Here is a 17936-nt window from a genome sequence, read left to right as displayed (position 1 = left end):
GCGGCGCGAGTACAACGAAGAAAGACCGAAGGCGGCCCTCAGCGGGATGACGCCAGCGGCCTATGCACAACACCTGGCAAACACAGATACGATCAAACCCGGACTCTAAACCCGACCGCTACTGAAAGCGGGGGGACGTCGTTGCCATCTGACAAGGAGTAAGGCTTGTCGCCCGGATTGGCTCGGCGGGCCAAGCTCTGTCAGATAGCGAGGCGGGGCATGGCTTGAGACCTACTTGGGTACAAACGATGCAGATTGTACCCAAAAATGTACCCATAGCTCTTGGATGCCCCTGGACGACATTGGACAGCCCTGGACGAAAAGGGCAAAAAAAACCCCGCAAATCGCGGGGTTATTTGAAATTCCGAACAACTCTGGACGGTTCAGAATTTAGTGTTGGTGCCCAAGGGGGGACTCGAACCCCCACGACTTGCGTCGCTACCACCTCAAGGTAGTGCGTCTACCAATTCCGCCACCTGGGCAGGTGTGTTGCCTTTACTTCGACGAGCCCGCCGGGGCGGGAACATCCGACTTCGCGGGTGCGGCGGCAGCCGGCACGTCGCTGTTCGCCTTGGCCGGGGCCTGCGGCACGTCGGTGCCGGCGGGCGCCGCGGGCTGCGCATTTTGGGCGTGCGCGGGCTTGTTGGCAAGACCGGACATCACGCCCAGATCCGACTGCGCGCTTTGCGGCGCACCGTTGCGGCTCAGGTAGATACCCATGCCGAGGCTGAGCAGGAAGAACAGCGTCGCCAGCGCCGCCGTGGCGCGGGTGAGGAAGCTCGCCGAGCCGCGCGCGCCGAACACCGTCGCCGATGCACCGCCGCCGAAACCCGAGCCGGCGTCGGCGCCGGCGCCGCGCTGCATCAGGATCAGCACGATCATCGCCGCGGCGATCAGGATGTAAAACACGCTGAAGATGACAAACATGTTCTTAGGAGTCCGTAGGGCTTCAATGCGCCGCGGCGCAGATGCCGAGGAAATCGCCAGCGGTGAGCGAGGCACCACCGATCAGGCCCCCATCCACGTCCGGCTGCGCGAACAATGCCGCGGCATTCGCCGCCTTGACGCTGCCGCCGTAAAGCAGCCGGGTCAGACGGGCGATCATAGCATCTTCGGTTTCCAGTTGGCTACGAATGAACGCGTGCGCCTGCTGCGCCTGCTCGGGCGTGGCGGTGTGTCCGGTGCCGATCGCCCACACCGGTTCATAGGCCACGACAGCCGTGTAGAAGGGCGCGATGCCCGAGCGGGCGAGTACGGCGCCGAGCTGGCGGGCCAGCACCGTTTCGGTCTGCCCGGCCTGGCGCTCTTCCAGCGTCTCGCCAATGCACAGGATGGGCGTGAGCCCCGCGGCGCAGACGGCAGCGAACTTGCGCGCCACCAGTTCGTCGCTCTCGCGGTGGTACTGGCGGCGTTCGGAGTGGCCGACGAGAACCCATTGCGCACCCACGTCCGCCAGCATGGCCGCGGAAACTTCACCGGTATAGGCGCCCTGCCCCTCGTGCTCGCTGACGTCCTGGCCGCCGAAGCCGATGCCGCTGTTACCGGCGCGCGTGGCCAGTTCGGCCAGGTAGGGGAACGGCGGAAACACCAGCACGTCGGCATGCTGCGGACGCTGCGCGGCGATGCCGTCGACCAGGGCGGCGGCCATCGAGCGGCTGCCGTGCATCTTCCAGTTGCCGGCGACGAGTTTCCTGCGCATGCGAAGCCATCCGGTGAAAAGCCGCAAGGATAGCGATCGCCCCGCAGGGCGGCAAACGCGTGCTGGCCGGTAGGCGGACACTCGGCCATGATGGAACGGTTTCCCACCAGGACACCTGCCCGATGCCCGCCGAACGTCCATTGAGCCTGATCACCGGCGCCTCGGCTGGCATCGGCGCTGCCTTTGCGCAGGAGCTGGCCGTGCACGGCCACGACCTGGTGCTGGTGGCGCGGCGGGCCGAGCGCCTGCACGCCCTGGCCGACCGGCTGCGCGGCCAGTATGGCGCCTCCGTCCACGTGATGCCGGCCGACCTGGCCGATCCCGGCGCGCCGCAGCGACTGGCCGAGACACTGCAGCGCGAGGGCCTGGCCGTGGACTGGCTGGTCAACAACGCTGGCTACGGCGTGCCCGGCACCTTCGAGGCCAGCGACTGGTCCATGCATGCCGATTTCCTGCAGGTGATGCTCCACGCGCCGACTGAACTGGCATGGCGACTGCTGCCCGGCATGCGCAAGCGCGGCTATGGCCGCATCGTCAACGTGGCTTCGCTGGCAGGCCATGTGCCGGGTTCGGCCGGACACACGCTGTATGCGGCGAGCAAGGCCTACCTGATCAAGTTCTCCCAGTCGCTGGCGCTGGAGAACCGGCACCTGGGCGTGCACGTCTGTGCGCTCTGCCCGGGTTTCACCTGGTCCGAATTCCACGACGTCACCGGCACGCGCGCGCTGGTCGGGAAGCTGCCCCGCTTCATGTGGCAGGACGCCGGCGCGGTGGTTCGCGAGGGCATCGACGCCGTCGAGCGGGGCACCGTGGTGCAGGTGACCGGCCGGGTGAACCGCACGATCAAGGCGCTGGCCAAGCTGATGCCGGACCGCCTGGCGCTGTGGCTGACGGCGCGCGAGTCCAGGCGCTACCGCCAGCTCGATTGACACCGGCGATCACACCGCCTGCGCTACCGGCTCCGTCCGTCCGCGCTAGAACGCCCCGAGCCTGTCCCGGCCCAGATACGCCCGCTTTCCTGCCGCAAGCCCAAAGCCCAACGCCTTCGCCGCGGACGTGCGCGTGCCGCACCGGTTCATGCGGCGGCTGCTCTACAGGCCCATATCGTCCACAGCGCAAGCGCGTGCCGGGGATTGGAAGACATGGCCGGCAAGCGGATGACGGCCGTGTTCCGGATGGCGTAGGTGCTCCGGGCCACGACGGAAATCGCCTCACCCTTCGCGTGTACAGGTCAGTGTGTCGCCGACCGCGAATCCCTTGCCGTCGCGGTTGATCTCCCAGTCGACCCGATAGTGCTGCCCGTCCAGCCTGACATAGACGAAGCGCTGGGCCGGAACCACCTCGGTTGCCGAGTTCCACGCCAACCTGTCGTGTTGCCAGCCGGCCGACGCGAAACGGCGGGTGCCGCCGAAATTGTCCAGGGCCACCGCCTCGTAGCGTCCGCCCTTGGCGTCGTAGCCCCACGCTTCGAGGGCGCGGTAGCTGGCCGGAGCCATGTCCTCGTGGTGCTTGACCAGCGCGGCGCCCTGCAGGTCCCCGGCGTAACGCATACGCGAGGCGATGTGCCTGCCGCTGGCCGGGAACACGCCTTCGCAGCGCCAACTGCCCTGGAAGTAATCCAGGGCGCGCATGGGTGGCGACTCGACGGCGCCGGCCGATGTCGCAGCGAGCAAAAACAACAGGGGGAAGTAGCGCATGGCGTTGCCTGTTCATGGGAGCCCAGGCAACGCTAGGTGGCGAAGCGATCCGGCGCATCGTTCGGAAGTCATGCGCCTCAAGACATGCCGGGTCCGTCCCTTTTCGAGGAAGCGGGAGGAGGCGCTTCAGATCAACTTGATCTCGCGCAGCCGCTGCATCAGATACTCGTGCGAGGTGAGCGAGGTGTCGTAACGACTGGGGTTGTCCGCAGTGACGCACTCGGGCAGCGGATCGAGGACGACGTCGGGATTGGGATGCAGGAAGAACGGCACCGAGTAGCGGGGCTTGCGCGCGTTCTCGTTCTGCGGGTTGACCACGCGATGCGAGGTGGACGGGTACAGGTGGTTGGTCAGCCGCTGCAGCATGTCGCCGATGTTCACCACGATGGCGTCGCCCTCGGTGGTGATCGGCAGCCACTGGCCCTCGCTCAGCACTTCCAGGCCCTCGGCGCTGGCGCCGACCAGCAGGGTGATGAAGTTGATGTCTTCGTGGGCTCCCGCACGCACGTTCGGAATGCTCTCCTCGATGATCGGCGGGTAGTGGATCGGGCGCAGGATCGAATTGCCCTGCTCGGTCTTGTCATCGAAATAGTTCTCCGGCAAGCCGATGTGCAGCGCCAGCGCACGCAGCACGCGGGTGCCGAGCTGGTCCAGTGCCTCGTACAGGCCGTAGCCACAGGACTTGAACTGCGGCACTTCCTCCGGCCACAGGTTGGGCGGCATGACGTCGGCGAATTTCGAATCGCGCGGGATCTCGCGGCCGACGTGCCAGAACTCCTTGAGATCCGGATAGCGGCTGTCCTTGGCCGTTTCCACTTTGAACGGGGTATAGCCTCGCGCGCCGCCGGAGCCGGGCACGTGGTACTTCATCTTGGTTTCGGTCGGCAGAGCGAAGAACTGCTCGAAGGCCTGGTAGGCGCCGTCGATCAGCTCGCGCGGGATGCCGTGCCCGCTGATGCAGCAGAAACCGAACTGGCGGTAGGCGGCGCCGAGTTCGGAGACGAAAGCGTCGCGGTCGGAGTCATAGCGGCGGATGTCGAGCGTGGGGACTTGCTTCATGGATTTTCCGTCATGTGCACCTGCGCGGCGGATTTTACGGCGTCGGCCAGCCAGCCGGCCAACTGCTGCACCTCGCCCGCATCGGCGCCCTCGATGGTGACGCGCACCAACGGCTCGGTGCCCGACGCCCGCAACACCACCCGTCCCCGCCCCTGCAGCGTGCGCTCCACTTCCGTCAGTGCGTGGCGCACGGTGTTGCTGGCCAGCGCCTCGCGGGCGCCCTGGGCGCGCACATTGACCATCACCTGCGGCAGCTTCTGCAGGCCGCGGCGGGCCAGCGCCAGGTCCTGGCCGGAGGCGGACAGCGTTTCCAGCACCGCCAGCGCGGCGATGATGCCGTCGCCGGTGGTGGCGCGGTCCAGGCACAGGATATGGCCGGAGGTCTCGCCGCCGAGCATGCCGCCGTGGGCCTTGAGCTGCTGCATCACGTAGCGGTCGCCCACGTTGGCGCGGATCAGCGGCACCTCCAGTTCGGCCAGCGCCTGCTCCAGGCCGTAGTTGCTCATCAGCGTGCCGACCACCGGACCGCGCAGGCAGCCGCGAGCGAACAGGCTGCGTGCGAGCACGTAGAGGATATCGTCGCCGTCGGCGATGGTGCCGTTGCGGTCGACCAGGATCACCCGGTCGCCGTCGCCGTCGAAGGCGATGCCGATATCGGCGCTCTGCGCCAGCACCGCCTGCTGCAGCGTCTGCGGATGGGTCGAGCCCACGTCGCGGTTGATGTTGAAGCCATCGGGCGTGTTGCCGATCGCGGTGACGTCCGCGCCGAGCTCGGCGAACACCTTCGGAGCCACCTGGTAGGTCGCGCCGTGCGCGCAATCCAGCACGATCTTGGTGCCGCGCAGCGTGAACTCCTCCGGCACCGTCGCCTTGCAGTATTCGGCGTAGCGCGCCACCGCGTCGGCCACGCGGGTGGCCTTGCCGAGCTGCTCCGAGGGTACGGTGGCGAAAGCGGCGTCGATTTCCTCCTCGATCGCCTGCTCGATTTCGTCGGAAAGCTTCTCGCCGAGCGCGGAAAAGAACTTGATGCCGTTGTCGTGGTGGGGATTGTGCGAGGCGCTGATCACGATGCCGGCGGCGGCGCGCATCGAGCGCGTCAGGAACGCCACGGCGGGCGTCGGCATCGGTCCGAGCAGACCTACGTCCACGCCGGCAGCGACCAGGCCAGCCTCCAGCGCCGACTCGAACATGTAGCCGGAGACACGGGTGTCCTTGCCGATCAGCACCAATGGCTTGCGCTGCGTGTCGCGCGCCAGCACGGCGCCCGCGGCACGGCCCAGCCGCAACATGAAGTCGGCGCTGATCGGCCATTGCCCGACCAGGCCGCGGATGCCGTCGGTACCGAAGTATTTGCGTGTGCTCATCATCGTTCCTTGTGGTGACGCCGCGGGGCGGACGACACCTTAAGTAGCTCAGTCTTCGTCGGGCCAGCGTGGAGCCGGTGGCCGCGCGTCGCGGCGCGGCAGGGTGTCGCCTTCGCGCACCGCACGCCAGACGGCGAGCGCGTCGACAGTCGCGGCGACGTCGTGGACACGCACCATGCGCGCGCCTCGCTGTACGGCGATCAACGCCGCCGCCGCCGAGCCGACCGCGCGCGCCGCGCCGGCCGGCCGGCCGGTCAAGGCGCCGATCATCGATTTGCGCGACAGGCCCACGTAGGCGCCCACGCCCAGGTCGGCGAAGCGCTCCAGCGCACGCAGCAGCGCCAGGTTGTGCTCCAGCGTCTTGCCGAAGCCGAAGCCGGGGTCGACCAGTACGCGCCGCCGGTCGATGCCGGCCAGTTCGCAGGCGAACAGGCGGTCGGTGAGGAATCGGTGCACCTCGCCCACCACGTCGTCGTAGCGCGGATCGTCCTGCATGCCGCGCGGTTCGCCCTGCATGTGCATCAGGCACACCGGCACGCGCAATTCGGCCGCCGCGTCGAGCGCGCCCTCGCGGCGCAGCGCGTACACGTCGTTGATCATGCCGGCGCCGGCAGCCACCGCGGCGCGCATGACTTCGGGCTTGGAGGTATCGATCGCGATCGGCAGCGTGATGCGCGCGGCCAGCTGCTCGATGACGGGGATGACGCGCCGCAGCTCCTCCTCCACCGAGACGTCGGCCGCGCCCGGGCGGGTCGACTCGCCGCCCACGTCGAGCATGTCGGCGCCCTGCTCCGCCATCGCCAGGCCGTGCGCCACGGCGGCGTCGGTATCGGCGAAGGCACCGCCGTCGGAGAACGAATCGGGCGTAACGTTGAGGATGCCGACCACGCGCGGGCGGTCGAGCGCCAGCGGACGGCCGGCGCAATCGAGCACGGTGGCAAAGGGATCGGCGAACATAGGCCAGTCAGTCCTGCCCGCCCAGCGCACCCATGTGCAGGCGGTAATAACGCAGCTCGTCGATCGAATCGCGGATGTCCGACAGCGCCGTGTGCGCCGACTCCTTGCTCAGGCCCCGCGCGACGGCCGGCGCCCAGCGCCGGGCCAGTTCCTTGAGCGTGGAGACGTCCAGGTTGCGGTAGTGGAAATGGCGCTCCAGCCGCGGCATCTGCCGGTGCAGGAAGCGCCGGTCCTGGCAGATCGAGTTGCCGCACATGGGCGACTTGCCGGGCGGCGTCCAGTCCTTGAGAAATTCCAGCGTGGCCTGCTCGGCCTGGGCATGGTCGGTGGTCGATTCGAGCACCTGCTGCCACAGGCCCGACTTGCGATGCTGGTTGCGGTTCCAGCTGTCCATCGATTCCAGCCGGTCGACCTCGTGGCGGATCGCGAACACGGGGCCTTCGGCCAGCACGTTCAAGTCCTTGTCGGTCACGATCGTGGCGATCTCGAGGATCGAATCGTTGTCCGTATCCAGGCCGGTCATCTCCAGATCGATCCAGATCAGGTTGTCTTCGTTCGAATGGCTCATGCATCCTCCTTGGAGCGCGCAGTCTAGCGCAGCCCGGCCTGGCGCCATGCGATCATCGGGCGATGCAGACCTTCCTGTGGCACGACTACGAGACCTTCGGTGCCGATACCCGCCGCGACCGTCCGTCGCAATTCGCCGGCATCCGCACCAGCGCCGACCTTACGATCGTCGGCGAGCCGGTGATGTTCTTCGCCCGTCCGCCGCGGGACATGGCGCCGGACCCGGATGCCTGCCTGATCACCGGCATCACGCCGCAGCAGGCCGAGCGCGAGGGCGTCGGCGAAGCGGAGTTCGCCGCCCGCGTCCACGAGCAGCTCGCGCAGGCGGGCACCTGCGGCGTGGGCTACAACTCGTTGCGCTTCGACGACGAGTTCACCCGTCAACTGCTTTATCGGAATTTCTACGATCCGTACGCGCGCGAGTGGGAGAACGGCAACTCGCGCTGGGACCTGATCGACCTGGTGCGCATGTGCGAGGCGCTGCGGCCCGAGGGCATCGTCTGGCCGACCCGCGAGGACGGCACGCCCAGCTTCAGGCTCGAGCACCTGGCCGCCGCCAACCACCTGAAGCAGGAACGCGCGCACGACGCGCTGTCGGACGTGTACGCGCTGATCGACCTGGCGCGGCTGATCCGCGTGCGCCAGCCCCGGCTGTGGGACTGGCATTTCGAGCTGCGCCGCAAGCAGAAGGTGTTCGGCCTGCTCGACGTGGCCGGCATGACGCCGCTGGTGCACGTCTCTTCGCGCTACCCGGCCAGCCGCCATTGCCTGGCGGTGATCGCGCCGCTGGCGCCACACCCCTCCCGGCCGGGCGAAGTGATCGTCTACGACCTGGACAGCGACCCCGCTCTGTGGCTGGAGCTGGACGAGGACGACATCGCCGATCGCATCTTCACCGCGCGCGCCGACCTGCCCGAGGGCATCGAGCGCATCCCGCTGCGCACCGTGCGCGCCAACCGTGCACCGGCGCTGGCGCCACTGTCGGTGCTGAGGGACGTCGACCATGGCCGGCTCAAGCTGGACCTGGAGCGCTGCCTGCGTCACCACGCCCTGCTGCGCGCCGCCGAGGGCCTGGTCGACAAGCTGCGCCGCGTGTTCGCCCGCGCCGCCGATCTGGCGCCGCCGGACGACCCGGAGCTGGCGCTCTACGGCGGCTTCCTGCCCGATGCGGACAAGCGCCTGCTGGCCCAGGTGCGCGCCACGCCACCCGGCCAGCTGGGCCAGCAGAGTTTCCCGTTCCGCGACCCGCGTTACGCCGAACTGCTGTTCCGCTACCGCGCCCGCAACTGGCCCGACACCCTGGACGCGGACGAGCGCGCCCGCTGGGAAGCCTTCAGGATCTCGCGCCTGACCCGCCCCACCCCGCTCACGGCGCGCACGCTGGATGAGTACTTCGCGCGCATCGCCCTGCTGCGCCAGGAACGGCCCGAGCAAACCGCGCTGCTCGATTCGCTGGAGGCCTGGGGCCGCGAACTGGCGCCCCTGCCCGCGCTGGCCCTGGGCTGACGCAAGGATAGGGGCGCGATTCCGCAATCACCGATAATGGGCGCATGTCCGACATCTACTTCACCCCCGCCACCTTTCGCTTCCTGCGCGCGCTCGGCCGCAACAACAGCCGCGAATGGTTCAGTGCGCACAAGGCCGACTACGAGCGCCACGTGCGCGAGCCCTTCCTCGCGCTGATCGCCGACATGGGCGCGCCGCTCGCCGGGATCAGCGCGCACTACCGCGCCGATGCGCGCAGGAACGGCAGTTCGCTGTTCCGCATCCACCGCGACACGCGCTTCTCCAACAACAAGCTGCCCTACAAGACCTGGCAGGGCTCGCGCTTCTTCCACGCGCGGCGGCACGAGATCCCGGCGCCTTCGTTCTATCTGCACATCGAGCCGGGCGACTGCTTCGCCGGCGGCGGCATGTGGCACCCGGAGTCGGGTACGCTGAAGAACATCCGCGCCTTCCTCGCGGACAACCCGGGCGCATGGAAGCGCGCCACCCAGGGCAAGGCCTTCCGTGAGCGGCTGAGCTTCTGGGGCGAATCGCTGAGCCGTCCGCCGCGCGGTTTCGACCCGGAACACGAGCTGATCGAAGACCTCAAGCGCAAGGACTTCGCCGCCGGCGAGAACTTCGACGAGGCCTTGGCCTGCTCGTCCGAATTGCTGCCGTGGGTGGTCGAAAGCTTCCGGCGCGTGGCGCCGATGGTCGACTACCTGTGTGCCGCGCAGGAGCTGGAGTTCTAGCGTCGCCTAGCGGGCCGCCCGCTGGCGCCTGAGCAGCACCAGCGCCACCGCCATGCCGAGCACGGCGGTGGCCGCCACGTAGTGCGCCGGCGCGAGCACCCCGAACCGCTGCACCAGGAGCCCGATCAACGGCGGCGTCAATCCGCCGAACAGCGCATAGGCGACGTTGTACGACGCCGACAGTCCCGAGAAGCGCACCGCCGGCGGGAACGCCAGCACCATCAGCACCGGAACCACGCTGGTCACGCCCACCGCGAAGCCGGCCAGCGCATACAGCGCCACGAAATGCGCGCCGCCGGCGGCGAGATCGAAGTACAGCGCGTAGTCGGCCAGCAGCAGCGCGGCCGCGCCGAACAGCAGTGCCCGTGCCGGCCCGATGCGGTCGGACAGCGCGCCGTAGCACAGGCAGCCGAGCGCCAGCGCGAGGGAGGCCACGTTGTTGCCCAGGAAGGCCCGCGCCGGCGCCACATGGAACACCGTCTGCACCAGCGAGGGCGTCATCAGGATCAGCACCACGATCGCCGCGGTGAGCATCCAGGTCACCAGCATCGACAGCACGACCGCGGGCCGGTGGCTTGCCGCCACCCGCGCCAGCGGCAGGCCGGCGACCAACTCGCGCCGCGCGTGCATCGCCTCGAACACCGGCGTTTCGCTGAGCCAGCGTCGCAGCCACACGGCGAAAAAGCCGAACACGCCCCCGACCAGGAACGGCAGCCGCCAGCCGTAGTCCAGCAAGGCCGCCGGCGACAGCGAACGGTTGATCCCCGCCGCCACCAGCGAGCCGAGCACGATGCCCACGGTCAGCCCCGAAGTGAGGCTCGCGCAGGCGAAACCGATGCGCCGCGGCGGCACATGCTCTGCCACGAACACCCACGCCCCCGGCACCTCGCCACCCACCGCGACGCCCTGCACGACCCGCAGCAGCAATAGCAGCAGCGGCGCCAGCATGCCGACCTGCGCATACACCGGCAGCAGGCCGATGCCCAGCGTCGGCACGGCCATCAGGAACACGCTCAGGGTGAACATGCGCTTGCGCCCGAGCGTGTCGCCATAGTGCGCCATCACGATGCCGCCCAGCGGACGGGCCAGGTAGCCGGCGGCGAAGATGCCGTAGACCTTGAGCTGCGCCAGCCACGGCACGCTGTCCGGCGGGAAGAACAACCGGCTCAACGGCACCGCGAAGAACACGAAGACGACGAAGTCGTAGAACTCCAGCGCGCCGCCCAGCGCAGCCAGCGCCAGGGTGCGCGCGTCAGCCCGGCCCAGCGGGCGGCCGGCGTCCAGGGGAAGGGTCGTGGCGTCCATCTGCCGAGGCCGCCTTCAGTACCGCTTGTTCTTGAACAGCATGCTCACGCCCACGGCGATCACCACCAGCGGCCACCAGGTGGCCAGCAACTGCCCCAGGTGCAGGTCGAAGCCGAAATTGCGCAACAGGAACAGCAGGCCGATCACGATCAGGAGAATGCCGGGCACGTTCGGGCGCATGGGTTGCTTCTCGTGACGGAAGGCGGCCACTGTGCGCAGGCGCGGACCCGGCGTCAATGCCGGCTCAGGCCTCGGCGAAGGGAAACGCCAGGACGTCGGCGATGGCGTCGGTGCCAGCCAAGCACATCAGCAACCGTTCGATGCCGAGCGCGACGCCGGCGCAGGCCGGCATCGCATCCAGCACGGCCAGCAGCCGCTCGTCGATCGGCACCTCGCGCAGGCCACGGACGCGGCGCATTGCGTTGTCGCGTTCGAAGCGGGAGCGCTGCTCGGCCGCGTCGTTGAGTTCGTGGTAACCGTTGGCCACTTCGTAAGGCCCCAGGTAGAGCTCGAAGCGCTCGGCCACGGGTGGTTCGTCGTGGCGGATGCGGGCAAGCGCGCACTGGCTGGCCGGGTGATCGCGGATCACCGTGATGCGGTCGCGTGGAAAGGCCGGTTGCAGGCGGTGCGTGATCAAGAGGTCCAGCCAGTCGTCGCGGGTGAGCCCCTGCGGATCGATGTTGGACTGCGCCAGCGGCTGTTGCAGCGCGTCCAGCGGCGCGCTCAGCGGGTCCAGTCCAAGCCGGTCCAGGAACAGCTCCCGGTAACTCAAGGCCTGCACCTCAGCCCGGCGGCCGACGATGCCGAGCGCCGCCTGCACCAGGTCCACGACCTCGTCCGCCAGCCGCCGATGGTCCCAGCCGACCCGGTACCACTCGAGCATAGTGAACTCGGGATTGTGCCGCCCGCCCGCCTCGCCGTTGCGGAATACCCGGCCCAGTTCGTAGCAGTCGCCCACGCCGGCGGCGAGCAGGCGCTTGAGCGGGAACTCCGGCGAGGTGCGCATCCAGCGTTCGCGCGCCCCCGCGTCGACGTGGCCGCTGAAGGTGGTGGTGAAGCTTTCGATATTCGGATCGGTGTTGCCGGCGGCGGAGAGGATGGGGGTTTCCACTTCCAGCACGTGGCGATCGGCGAAGAAGTTGCGGACCAGGCGATACAGGTGGGCGCGCAGGTGCAGGGCGGAAGTCAGGGCCTCCCCCTCTCCCCGACCCTCTCCCCCGGCGTCGCCGGGGGAGAGGGAGCAGGATCGTTGAGGCACCAAGGGTGGGAAAAGAGAGCTGGAGGGCTGAGGCGCCACTGAGGAGAGGGAGTTGGAGGGTTGAGGCACTGCTGCGCGCGAAGAGGGAAAGCTGGGGGCGGCGAGCTCTTGGCCCCCTCTCCCCCGGCGACGCCGGGGGAGAGGGTTGGGGAGAGGGGGAGGCCTTTCGCCCAGGGTCTGGACAATCGCCTCCAACACGTCATCCGTCCGCAACAACACCTCATCGTTCCAAAAGCGCAGCACCTTGAAGCCGGCTTGCTCGAGCATGCGCGTACGACGGGCGTCATACGCCTGCTTTTCGCCATGCTGCCCGCCATCGAGCTCCACGATCAGCCCGTGCTCCACGCAGCAGAAATCGGCGTAGTAACCGGCGACCGGGTGTTGACGGCGGAACTTGGCGCCGAGTTGGGCGGCGCGCAGGCAAGACCAGAGTTTGGCTTCGGCGTCGGTCTGTGCCCTGCGTAGTTGTTTGGCGCGGTCCATCGCGTCTTCTCCCTGGTTTAAAGGCTTCCCCCTCTCCCCAGCCCTCTCCCCCGGCTGCGCCGGGGGAGAGGGAGCTAGGGCGTGCTGGCTCGTGGTGCTCTCTCTCCCGGCCCGGCCGGGGGAGAGGGCTGGGGAGAGGGGGAGGCCTTGGCTTCTCACCCGCCATGCTCCGCCAGCAAGGTGAGCAGCTGCGCCTCGTCCCAGACCGGCACGCCCAGCTCCTGCGCCTTGTCCAGCTTGGAGCCGGCCGCTTCGCCCGCCACCACGAACGAGGTTTTCTTGGAGACCGAACCGGCCACCTTGGCACCGAGCGCCTCCAGCCGCTGCTTGGCCTCGTCGCGGCTCAGCGTCGGCAGCGTGCCGGTGAGTACCACCGTCTGGCCCTCCAGAGGTGCACCGCCCGCATCGGCCTGCGGCACGGCGGCGAGCAGCCGCTCGACGGCCGCTTCGGCCTCGCGCAGCGGCGCAAGCTGGGCCTCGTCGGCCAGGAAGGCTTCGAGGTGGGTGGCCGCCGCCTGCGGCAGGCCGGCGGTGATCCAGTGCGCGGGGCCGGCGGCGAGCAGGCGCTCCAGCGTCGGAAAGTGCTCGACCAGCTGACGCGTGCGCTTGGGGCCGAGATCGCGCACCTTGGCGTGGTCCAGCAGCGCGGCCAGGCCCAGTCTCTCGCGCAGGCGCGGCGAAGGCGGCGTCTCGTCGCTGAAAGTGATGCCGGCGGCCAGCAGCGCGTCGACCACGCGCTGGTTGCCTTCCTGCGCGAAGAAGCCCGCGATCGAAGAAGCGACCTCCTCGCCGATGTCCGGCAGCACGCGCAGCACGGCCGCAGGCATGCTGCGCACCAGGTCAAGGCTGCCCAGCCAGGTGGCCAGCGTCTTGGCGGTGCTCTCCCCGATGTGCATGATGCCCAGCGCAAACAGGAAGCGCGGCAAGGTGGTGCGGCGGCTGGCGTCGATCCCGGCGACCAGGTTCTCGGCCCACTTGGTTGCGATCTTGCCGGCCTTGACCGTTTCGGGCGTGGTGCCCTCGCGTTCGTCGATCGCCTGCTTCATCGCCACGAAGCGCTCGACGGTCAGAGCGTAGATGTCGGCCGGCGTGCGCACGTAGTCCAGCTCGACCAGCGCGTCGACGAAGCGGGTGCCGAGGCCCTCGATGTCCATCGCGCGGCGCGAGGCGAAGTGGATCAGCGCCTCCTTGCGCTGCGCCGGGCATACCAGACCGCCGCTGCAGCGCCAGGCGGCCTCGCCCTCCTCGCGCATCAGCGCCGAGCCGCAGACCGGACATCGCGCCGGCATGCGCCAGGGCCGCGTGCCGGCCGGACGGAATTCGGCCTGCACGCGTGCCACTTCGGGAATCACGTCGCCGGCGCGGCGCACGATCACCGTGTCGCCTACGCGCACGTCCAGCCGCGCGATCTGGTCGGCATTGTGCAGCGTGGCGTTGGTGACGGTGACGCCGGCCACCTGCACGGGCTTGAGCCGCGCCACCGGCGTGGCCGCGCCGGTGCGGCCGATCTGGATCTCGATCGCCTCGACCTGCGTGCTCTGCTCCTGCGCGGGGAACTTGTGCGCGATGGCCCAGCGCGGCGCGCGCGAGACGAAACCCATCTCGCGCTGGCCGGCGTAGTCATCGAGTTTGTAGACCACGCCGTCGATGTCGTAGGGCAAGGCATTGCGCCGGTCGCCGATGCGCGTGTAGTAGGCGATCAGCCCTTCGAAGCCGCGTGCGACGTCGGCCTCCGGCGAGATCGGGAAGCCCCATTCGCGCAGCTTCGCCAGCGTCTGCGAATGCGTAGGCGGCAGCTCTCCGCCCTCGACCACGCCGACCGCATAGGCGAAGAAGCTCAGCCGGCGCCGTGCGGTCACCGCCGGGTCGAGCTGGCGCAGCGAACCGGCGGCGCCATTGCGCGGGTTGGCGAGCGGCTTCTCGCCGTGTGTGCGGGCGTAGTCGTTGAAGGCCTCGAAATCCCTGCGCAGCATGATCACCTCGCCGCGCACTTCGAGCACGCCGGGCCAGCCGCTGCCGCGCAACCTGAGCGGGATCGCGCGCACCGTGCGCAGGTTGGCGGTGACGTCCTCGCCCGTCTCGCCATCGCCGCGCGTGGCGCCTTGCACGAACACGCCCTGCTCGTAGCGCAGGCTGATCGCCAGGCCATCGAGCTTGGGTTCGACCGAGAAGGTCGGCTCGCGCCGGTCCAGCGCCTGCTCGATGCGTCGCTCGAATTCGGCGATCTCGCGGAAGCGCTCGCGTTCGCTGTCGCCTTCCTGCTCGAAGGCGTTGGCCAGCGACAGCATGGGCAGCGCGTGCCGCACCTCGGCGAAGCCGCCATGCGCGCGCGCGCCGACACGGCGCGTCGGCGAGTCGGCGCCGGCCAGTTCCGGGTAGGCGTCCTCCAGGGCTTCCAGTTCGCGCATCAGGCGGTCGTACTCGGCATCGGTGATGTCCGGGTCGTCGAGCACGTGGTAGCGGTAGTTGGCCTGCTCGATGCGCTCGCGCAGTTCGGCGGCGCGGGTCTGCCATGCGGAAGTTTTTGGGTGCATGGCCGGAAGTTTAGCGACACGCCCATCACGCCGGCATGTGGACGCTAAGGGAACCGAAAGGCCGCCGAGCTAGCGTGCCGTGAGGCGGGCGGCGGGGGCTCGTTCCGTGGGAGGTGTGCCATGCGCGCTTTGCGATTGTTCCTTTGCCTGCTCACCCTGGCTGTTTCAGGCACCGCCACAGCCGGGGGCGGTCCATTCGGTATCGACCATCGCCTGCACTACGACAACAGCGGCATCTGGAAGCGTGGCAACCAGACCGCGTTGATGTACGGCACGATCGTCACGGTCGGCGTGGGTGCGCTGGCGTTCGGCGACCAGGACAAGCTGGGCGATACCTTCTGGCGCTCGGTCGATGCCATGGTGGTCACCGGCGTCAGTACCGAGGCGCTCAAGTACACCTTCCGCCGGGAGCGACCCTCGCAGACCGACGACCCCAACCGCTTCTTCAAGGGCCACTCCCAGAGCTTCCCCAGCGGCGAAGTCGCGGCCATCTCGGCCGCGGTCACTCCCTTCATCGCCAACTATGGCCAGGATCACCCGGCCGTCTATGCGCTGGCCCTGCTGCCGGCCTATGACGCAGTGGCGCGCATGAAGGTGCGCGGCCACTGGCAAAGCGACGTGCTGGTAGGCGCTGCGATCGGCACCGGCATCGGCATCTGGGCCTCGCGCCGCGACTCGCCGCTGATCGTGGGCTGGTTACCGGGCGGCTTCAGCGTGGGTTTCGTGCACCACTTTAAGCCCTGAACGACAAGGCGATCGACCTCAGCGGTGCAGGTCGCCCGCCGCTTCGGGCTGGTAGGCGATATCGAGCACACGCAGCCGGCGCGGCTGGCCGCCGGGCATCGGCCAGTCGATCTCCTGGCCGCTGGCCAGCCCGAGCAGCGCACTGCCTACGGGCGCCAGGACAGAGACGGTGCCCGGCTTGCCGGCCGCCGCCGGATACACCAGCGTCACGGTAAGCCGGTCATCGGCCTGCTCGTCGCCGAAGGTGACGGTGGAATTCATCGTCACCACATCCGACGGCATCGCCTCAGGCTCGCACAGCTCGGCCCTGTCCAGCTCGTCGCGCAGGGCTGCGTGCTGCTGGGCCTGCTCGGGTGGCAGCCGGTCGAGAAGATTCTCGATGCGCTCCACATCCAGGCGGGACAAGGTGATGGCGGGCCGACTCATGGCGAAAATCTCCTGGAGATGAGCACGCGCGCCGGAGCGCGCACGTTCCAGCGCGTGTGATGGGTTCGTGAGTGGTTCCGGAATGAAACGTCGTCTGACTTTGGTGTCGCAACCCAGGAAAAGCAAGCCATCCCACCGGGTAACATGGCCGTCATGCCCGATGCCGCCGCTCCCTTTCCTCTCCCCGCAGCGACTGAAGAGCCATCGGACATCCCCACAAGCGAGCGCTATCGCGGCCTGATCTGGCTGGTCTCGGCGGCGTTCTTCATGCAGGCGCTGGACTCGACCATCGTCAACACGGCCGTACCTGCCATGGCCGACGCGCTTGCGGTCACCCCGCTGGGCATGCGCAGCGCGCTGACCAGCTATGTGCTGACCCTGGCGATCCTGATCCCCGCCAGCCCCTGGCTGTGCGACCGCTTCGGCACCCGCCGCGTGTTCGGCGCCGCGATCGCCGTGTTCGGCTTGGGCTCGCTGTTCTGCGGCATTTCCCGGACGCTGCCCGAACTGGTCGCCGCGCGCGTGATGCAGGGCGTCGGCGGTGCGGCGCTGATGCCAGTGGGTCGCTACGTGCTGGTGCGCAGCATCCCCAAACACGAGTTCGTGCACGTGATGAGCACGGTGGCCACCTTCGGCCTGCTCGGCTCGGTGCTCGGGCCGTTGCTGGGCGGTGCGCTGGTGGAGTTCACCAGCTGGCGACTGATCTTCCTTCTCAACGTGCCGGTCGGCGTCGCCGGCCTGTGGATGAACAAGCAGGACATGCCCGACTACCGGCTGCGCCACGCCAACCGCTTCGACCTGCCCGGCTTTCTGCTGTTCGGCGCCGCGTCCGCGCTGCTGCTGACGGCCTCCGAATTGCTCGGCGCCGAACACGTGGCGTGGGGACGGATCGGCGAGTACACCTCGCTGGCGCTGCTGATCGGCCTGATCTACGTCTGGCACAGCCGACGCACCGCGTTCCCGGTGGCTGACCTGTCGCTGCTGAAGGTGCGCAGCGTGTGGGTGGCGCTGGCAGGCAACCTGTTCACGCGGCTGGGCATCTCGGGCATGTTCTTGTTGCTGGTGCTGTTCCTGCAGGTCGGCTGCGGCTGGTCGCCCTTGCTGGCGGGCCTGATGATGGTGCCGCAGGCGCTCGGCTCGATCAGCGCCAAGTGGCTGGTAAACCGCGCACTGGCAAGGCTGGGCTACCGTCGGCTGCTGCTGGGCAATACCTTGCTGGTCGCGCTGCTGCTGGCCTCGTTCGCGCTGTTCGGCCGCGCCACGCCGATGTGGCTGATCGCGGTGATGGTGTTCCTCTACGGCGGCTTCGCCGGCATGCAGTACACGGCGATGAACACGCTGATCTACCATGACCTGGACATCAAGCACGCCTCGATGGCCTCTTCGATGGCATCCACCGCGCAGTACCTGTCGATGAGCTTCGGCATCGCGCTGGCCACGCTGCTGATGGAGTCGCTGCTGCAGGGGCACGCGCATAGCGACTACGTGGGGGCGTTCCGCTGGACCGTGCTGATCCTCGCCGCGGTCACCGCCTCGGCCAGCCGCGTGTTCAGCCGGCTGGGCGCCGACCGCCCTGCCCGCCAGCCGACCGCTGCCGAGGCCTGAG

General features: G+C 68.7%; 17 protein-coding genes, 1 tRNA gene and 1 pseudogene. 5 read left to right on the top strand and 14 right to left on the bottom strand.

Annotated features, from left to right (window positions below):
* Positions 1 to 397: 397 nt before the first annotated feature.
* From VGU65_RS04770 to tpiA, 3 genes are all read right to left on the bottom strand, one after another.
* Positions 398 to 482: transfer RNA gene (locus VGU65_RS04770), tRNA-Leu, on the bottom strand.
* Between the two features lie 13 nt (positions 483 to 495).
* Positions 496 to 927, bottom strand: coding sequence for a preprotein translocase subunit SecG (gene secG / locus VGU65_RS04765; RefSeq protein ID WP_327473361.1), 432 nt, complete (start codon positions 925 to 927; stop codon positions 496 to 498).
* A gap of 22 nt (positions 928 to 949) precedes the next feature.
* Complete coding sequence (gene tpiA / locus VGU65_RS04760) at positions 950 to 1699, bottom strand: triose-phosphate isomerase (protein WP_327473360.1); 750 nt, start codon at positions 1697 to 1699, stop codon at positions 950 to 952.
* A 122-nt stretch (positions 1700 to 1821) separates the two neighbouring features.
* Between tpiA and VGU65_RS04755 the strand changes: the two genes are divergently transcribed.
* On the top strand, positions 1822 to 2628 hold the full coding sequence (locus VGU65_RS04755; protein ID WP_327473359.1) for an SDR family NAD(P)-dependent oxidoreductase: 807 nt from the start codon (positions 1822 to 1824) through the stop codon (positions 2626 to 2628).
* Between the two features lie 282 nt (positions 2629 to 2910).
* Here the strand turns inward: VGU65_RS04755 and VGU65_RS04750 are convergent, their stop codons facing one another.
* The 5 genes from VGU65_RS04750 to orn all read right to left on the bottom strand — a co-directional run bounded on the left by VGU65_RS04750 (position 2911) and on the right by orn (position 7344).
* Positions 2911 to 3396, bottom strand: a complete 486-nt coding sequence (locus VGU65_RS04750; RefSeq protein ID WP_327473358.1) for a hypothetical protein — start codon at positions 3394 to 3396, stop codon at positions 2911 to 2913.
* 126 nt (positions 3397 to 3522) lie between these two features.
* Positions 3523 to 4455, bottom strand: a complete 933-nt coding sequence (locus VGU65_RS04745) for an isopenicillin N synthase family dioxygenase (protein ID WP_327473356.1) — start codon at positions 4453 to 4455, stop codon at positions 3523 to 3525.
* Entirely contained in the window at positions 4452 to 5819 is a 1368-nt protein-coding gene (glmM, locus tag VGU65_RS04740) for a phosphoglucosamine mutase (protein ID WP_327473354.1), read from the bottom strand. Before glmM ends, VGU65_RS04745 begins: the two co-directional genes overlap by 4 nt.
* A gap of 48 nt (positions 5820 to 5867) precedes the next feature.
* Positions 5868 to 6776: a dihydropteroate synthase gene (gene folP, locus VGU65_RS04735; protein WP_327473352.1), complete on the bottom strand. Its 909-nt coding sequence runs from the start codon at positions 6774 to 6776 to the stop codon at positions 5868 to 5870.
* A gap of 7 nt (positions 6777 to 6783) precedes the next feature.
* Positions 6784 to 7344, bottom strand: a complete 561-nt coding sequence (orn, locus tag VGU65_RS04730) for an oligoribonuclease (RefSeq protein WP_327473350.1) — start codon at positions 7342 to 7344, stop codon at positions 6784 to 6786.
* Between the two features lie 62 nt (positions 7345 to 7406).
* Between orn and sbcB the strand changes: the two genes are divergently transcribed.
* Positions 7407 to 8849: an exodeoxyribonuclease I gene (sbcB, locus tag VGU65_RS04725; RefSeq protein WP_327473348.1), complete on the top strand. Its 1443-nt coding sequence runs from the start codon at positions 7407 to 7409 to the stop codon at positions 8847 to 8849.
* Positions 8850 to 8893: 44 nt separating this feature from the next.
* Complete coding sequence (locus VGU65_RS04720) at positions 8894 to 9580, top strand: DUF2461 domain-containing protein (RefSeq protein ID WP_327473346.1); 687 nt, start codon at positions 8894 to 8896, stop codon at positions 9578 to 9580.
* A gap of 6 nt (positions 9581 to 9586) precedes the next feature.
* Here the strand turns inward: VGU65_RS04720 and VGU65_RS04715 are convergent, their stop codons facing one another.
* The 5 genes and pseudogenes from VGU65_RS04715 to ligA all read right to left on the bottom strand — a co-directional run bounded on the left by VGU65_RS04715 (position 9587) and on the right by ligA (position 15160).
* Entirely contained in the window at positions 9587 to 10885 is a 1299-nt protein-coding gene (locus VGU65_RS04715; RefSeq protein ID WP_327473344.1) for an MFS transporter, read from the bottom strand.
* Between the two features lie 15 nt (positions 10886 to 10900).
* Positions 10901 to 11065 (bottom strand): LiaI-LiaF-like domain-containing protein, encoded by a 165-nt coding sequence (locus tag VGU65_RS04710; protein ID WP_327473342.1) that lies wholly within the window; start codon positions 11063 to 11065, stop codon positions 10901 to 10903.
* 64 nt (positions 11066 to 11129) lie between these two features.
* Complete coding sequence (epmA, locus tag VGU65_RS04705) at positions 11130 to 12074, bottom strand: EF-P lysine aminoacylase EpmA (protein ID WP_327473365.1); 945 nt, start codon at positions 12072 to 12074, stop codon at positions 11130 to 11132.
* 252 nt (positions 12075 to 12326) lie between these two features.
* A pseudogene (locus VGU65_RS04700) lies at positions 12327 to 12626 on the bottom strand (endonuclease domain-containing protein); the annotation flags it as partial.
* A 155-nt stretch (positions 12627 to 12781) separates the two neighbouring features.
* Positions 12782 to 15160 (bottom strand): NAD-dependent DNA ligase LigA, encoded by a 2379-nt coding sequence (gene ligA, locus VGU65_RS04695; RefSeq protein ID WP_327473340.1) that lies wholly within the window; start codon positions 15158 to 15160, stop codon positions 12782 to 12784.
* Positions 15161 to 15280: 120 nt separating this feature from the next.
* Here ligA and VGU65_RS04690 point away from each other — a divergent pair, with 120 nt between their 5' ends.
* On the top strand, positions 15281 to 15904 hold the full coding sequence (locus VGU65_RS04690; RefSeq protein ID WP_327473338.1) for a phosphatase PAP2 family protein: 624 nt from the start codon (positions 15281 to 15283) through the stop codon (positions 15902 to 15904).
* An 18-nt stretch (positions 15905 to 15922) separates the two neighbouring features.
* Here VGU65_RS04690 and rnk read toward each other — a convergent pair whose 3' ends face one another.
* Positions 15923 to 16330, bottom strand: coding sequence for a nucleoside diphosphate kinase regulator (rnk, locus tag VGU65_RS04685; protein WP_327473337.1), 408 nt, complete (start codon positions 16328 to 16330; stop codon positions 15923 to 15925).
* A 153-nt stretch (positions 16331 to 16483) separates the two neighbouring features.
* On the opposite strand from rnk, the gene VGU65_RS04680 reads away from it, so the two are divergent.
* The gene (locus tag VGU65_RS04680; protein WP_327473335.1) at positions 16484 to 17935 is read left to right on the top strand and encodes an MFS transporter; all 1452 of its coding nucleotides are present in this window, start codon (positions 16484 to 16486) and stop codon (positions 17933 to 17935) included.
* The last annotated feature ends 1 nt before the right edge of the window (position 17936 follow it).

Source organism: Frateuria sp. (assembly GCF_035943815.1).
GTDB lineage: Bacteria > Pseudomonadota > Gammaproteobacteria > Xanthomonadales > Rhodanobacteraceae > Frateuria_A.
This window is presented reverse-complemented; position numbering and strand designations above follow the sequence as displayed.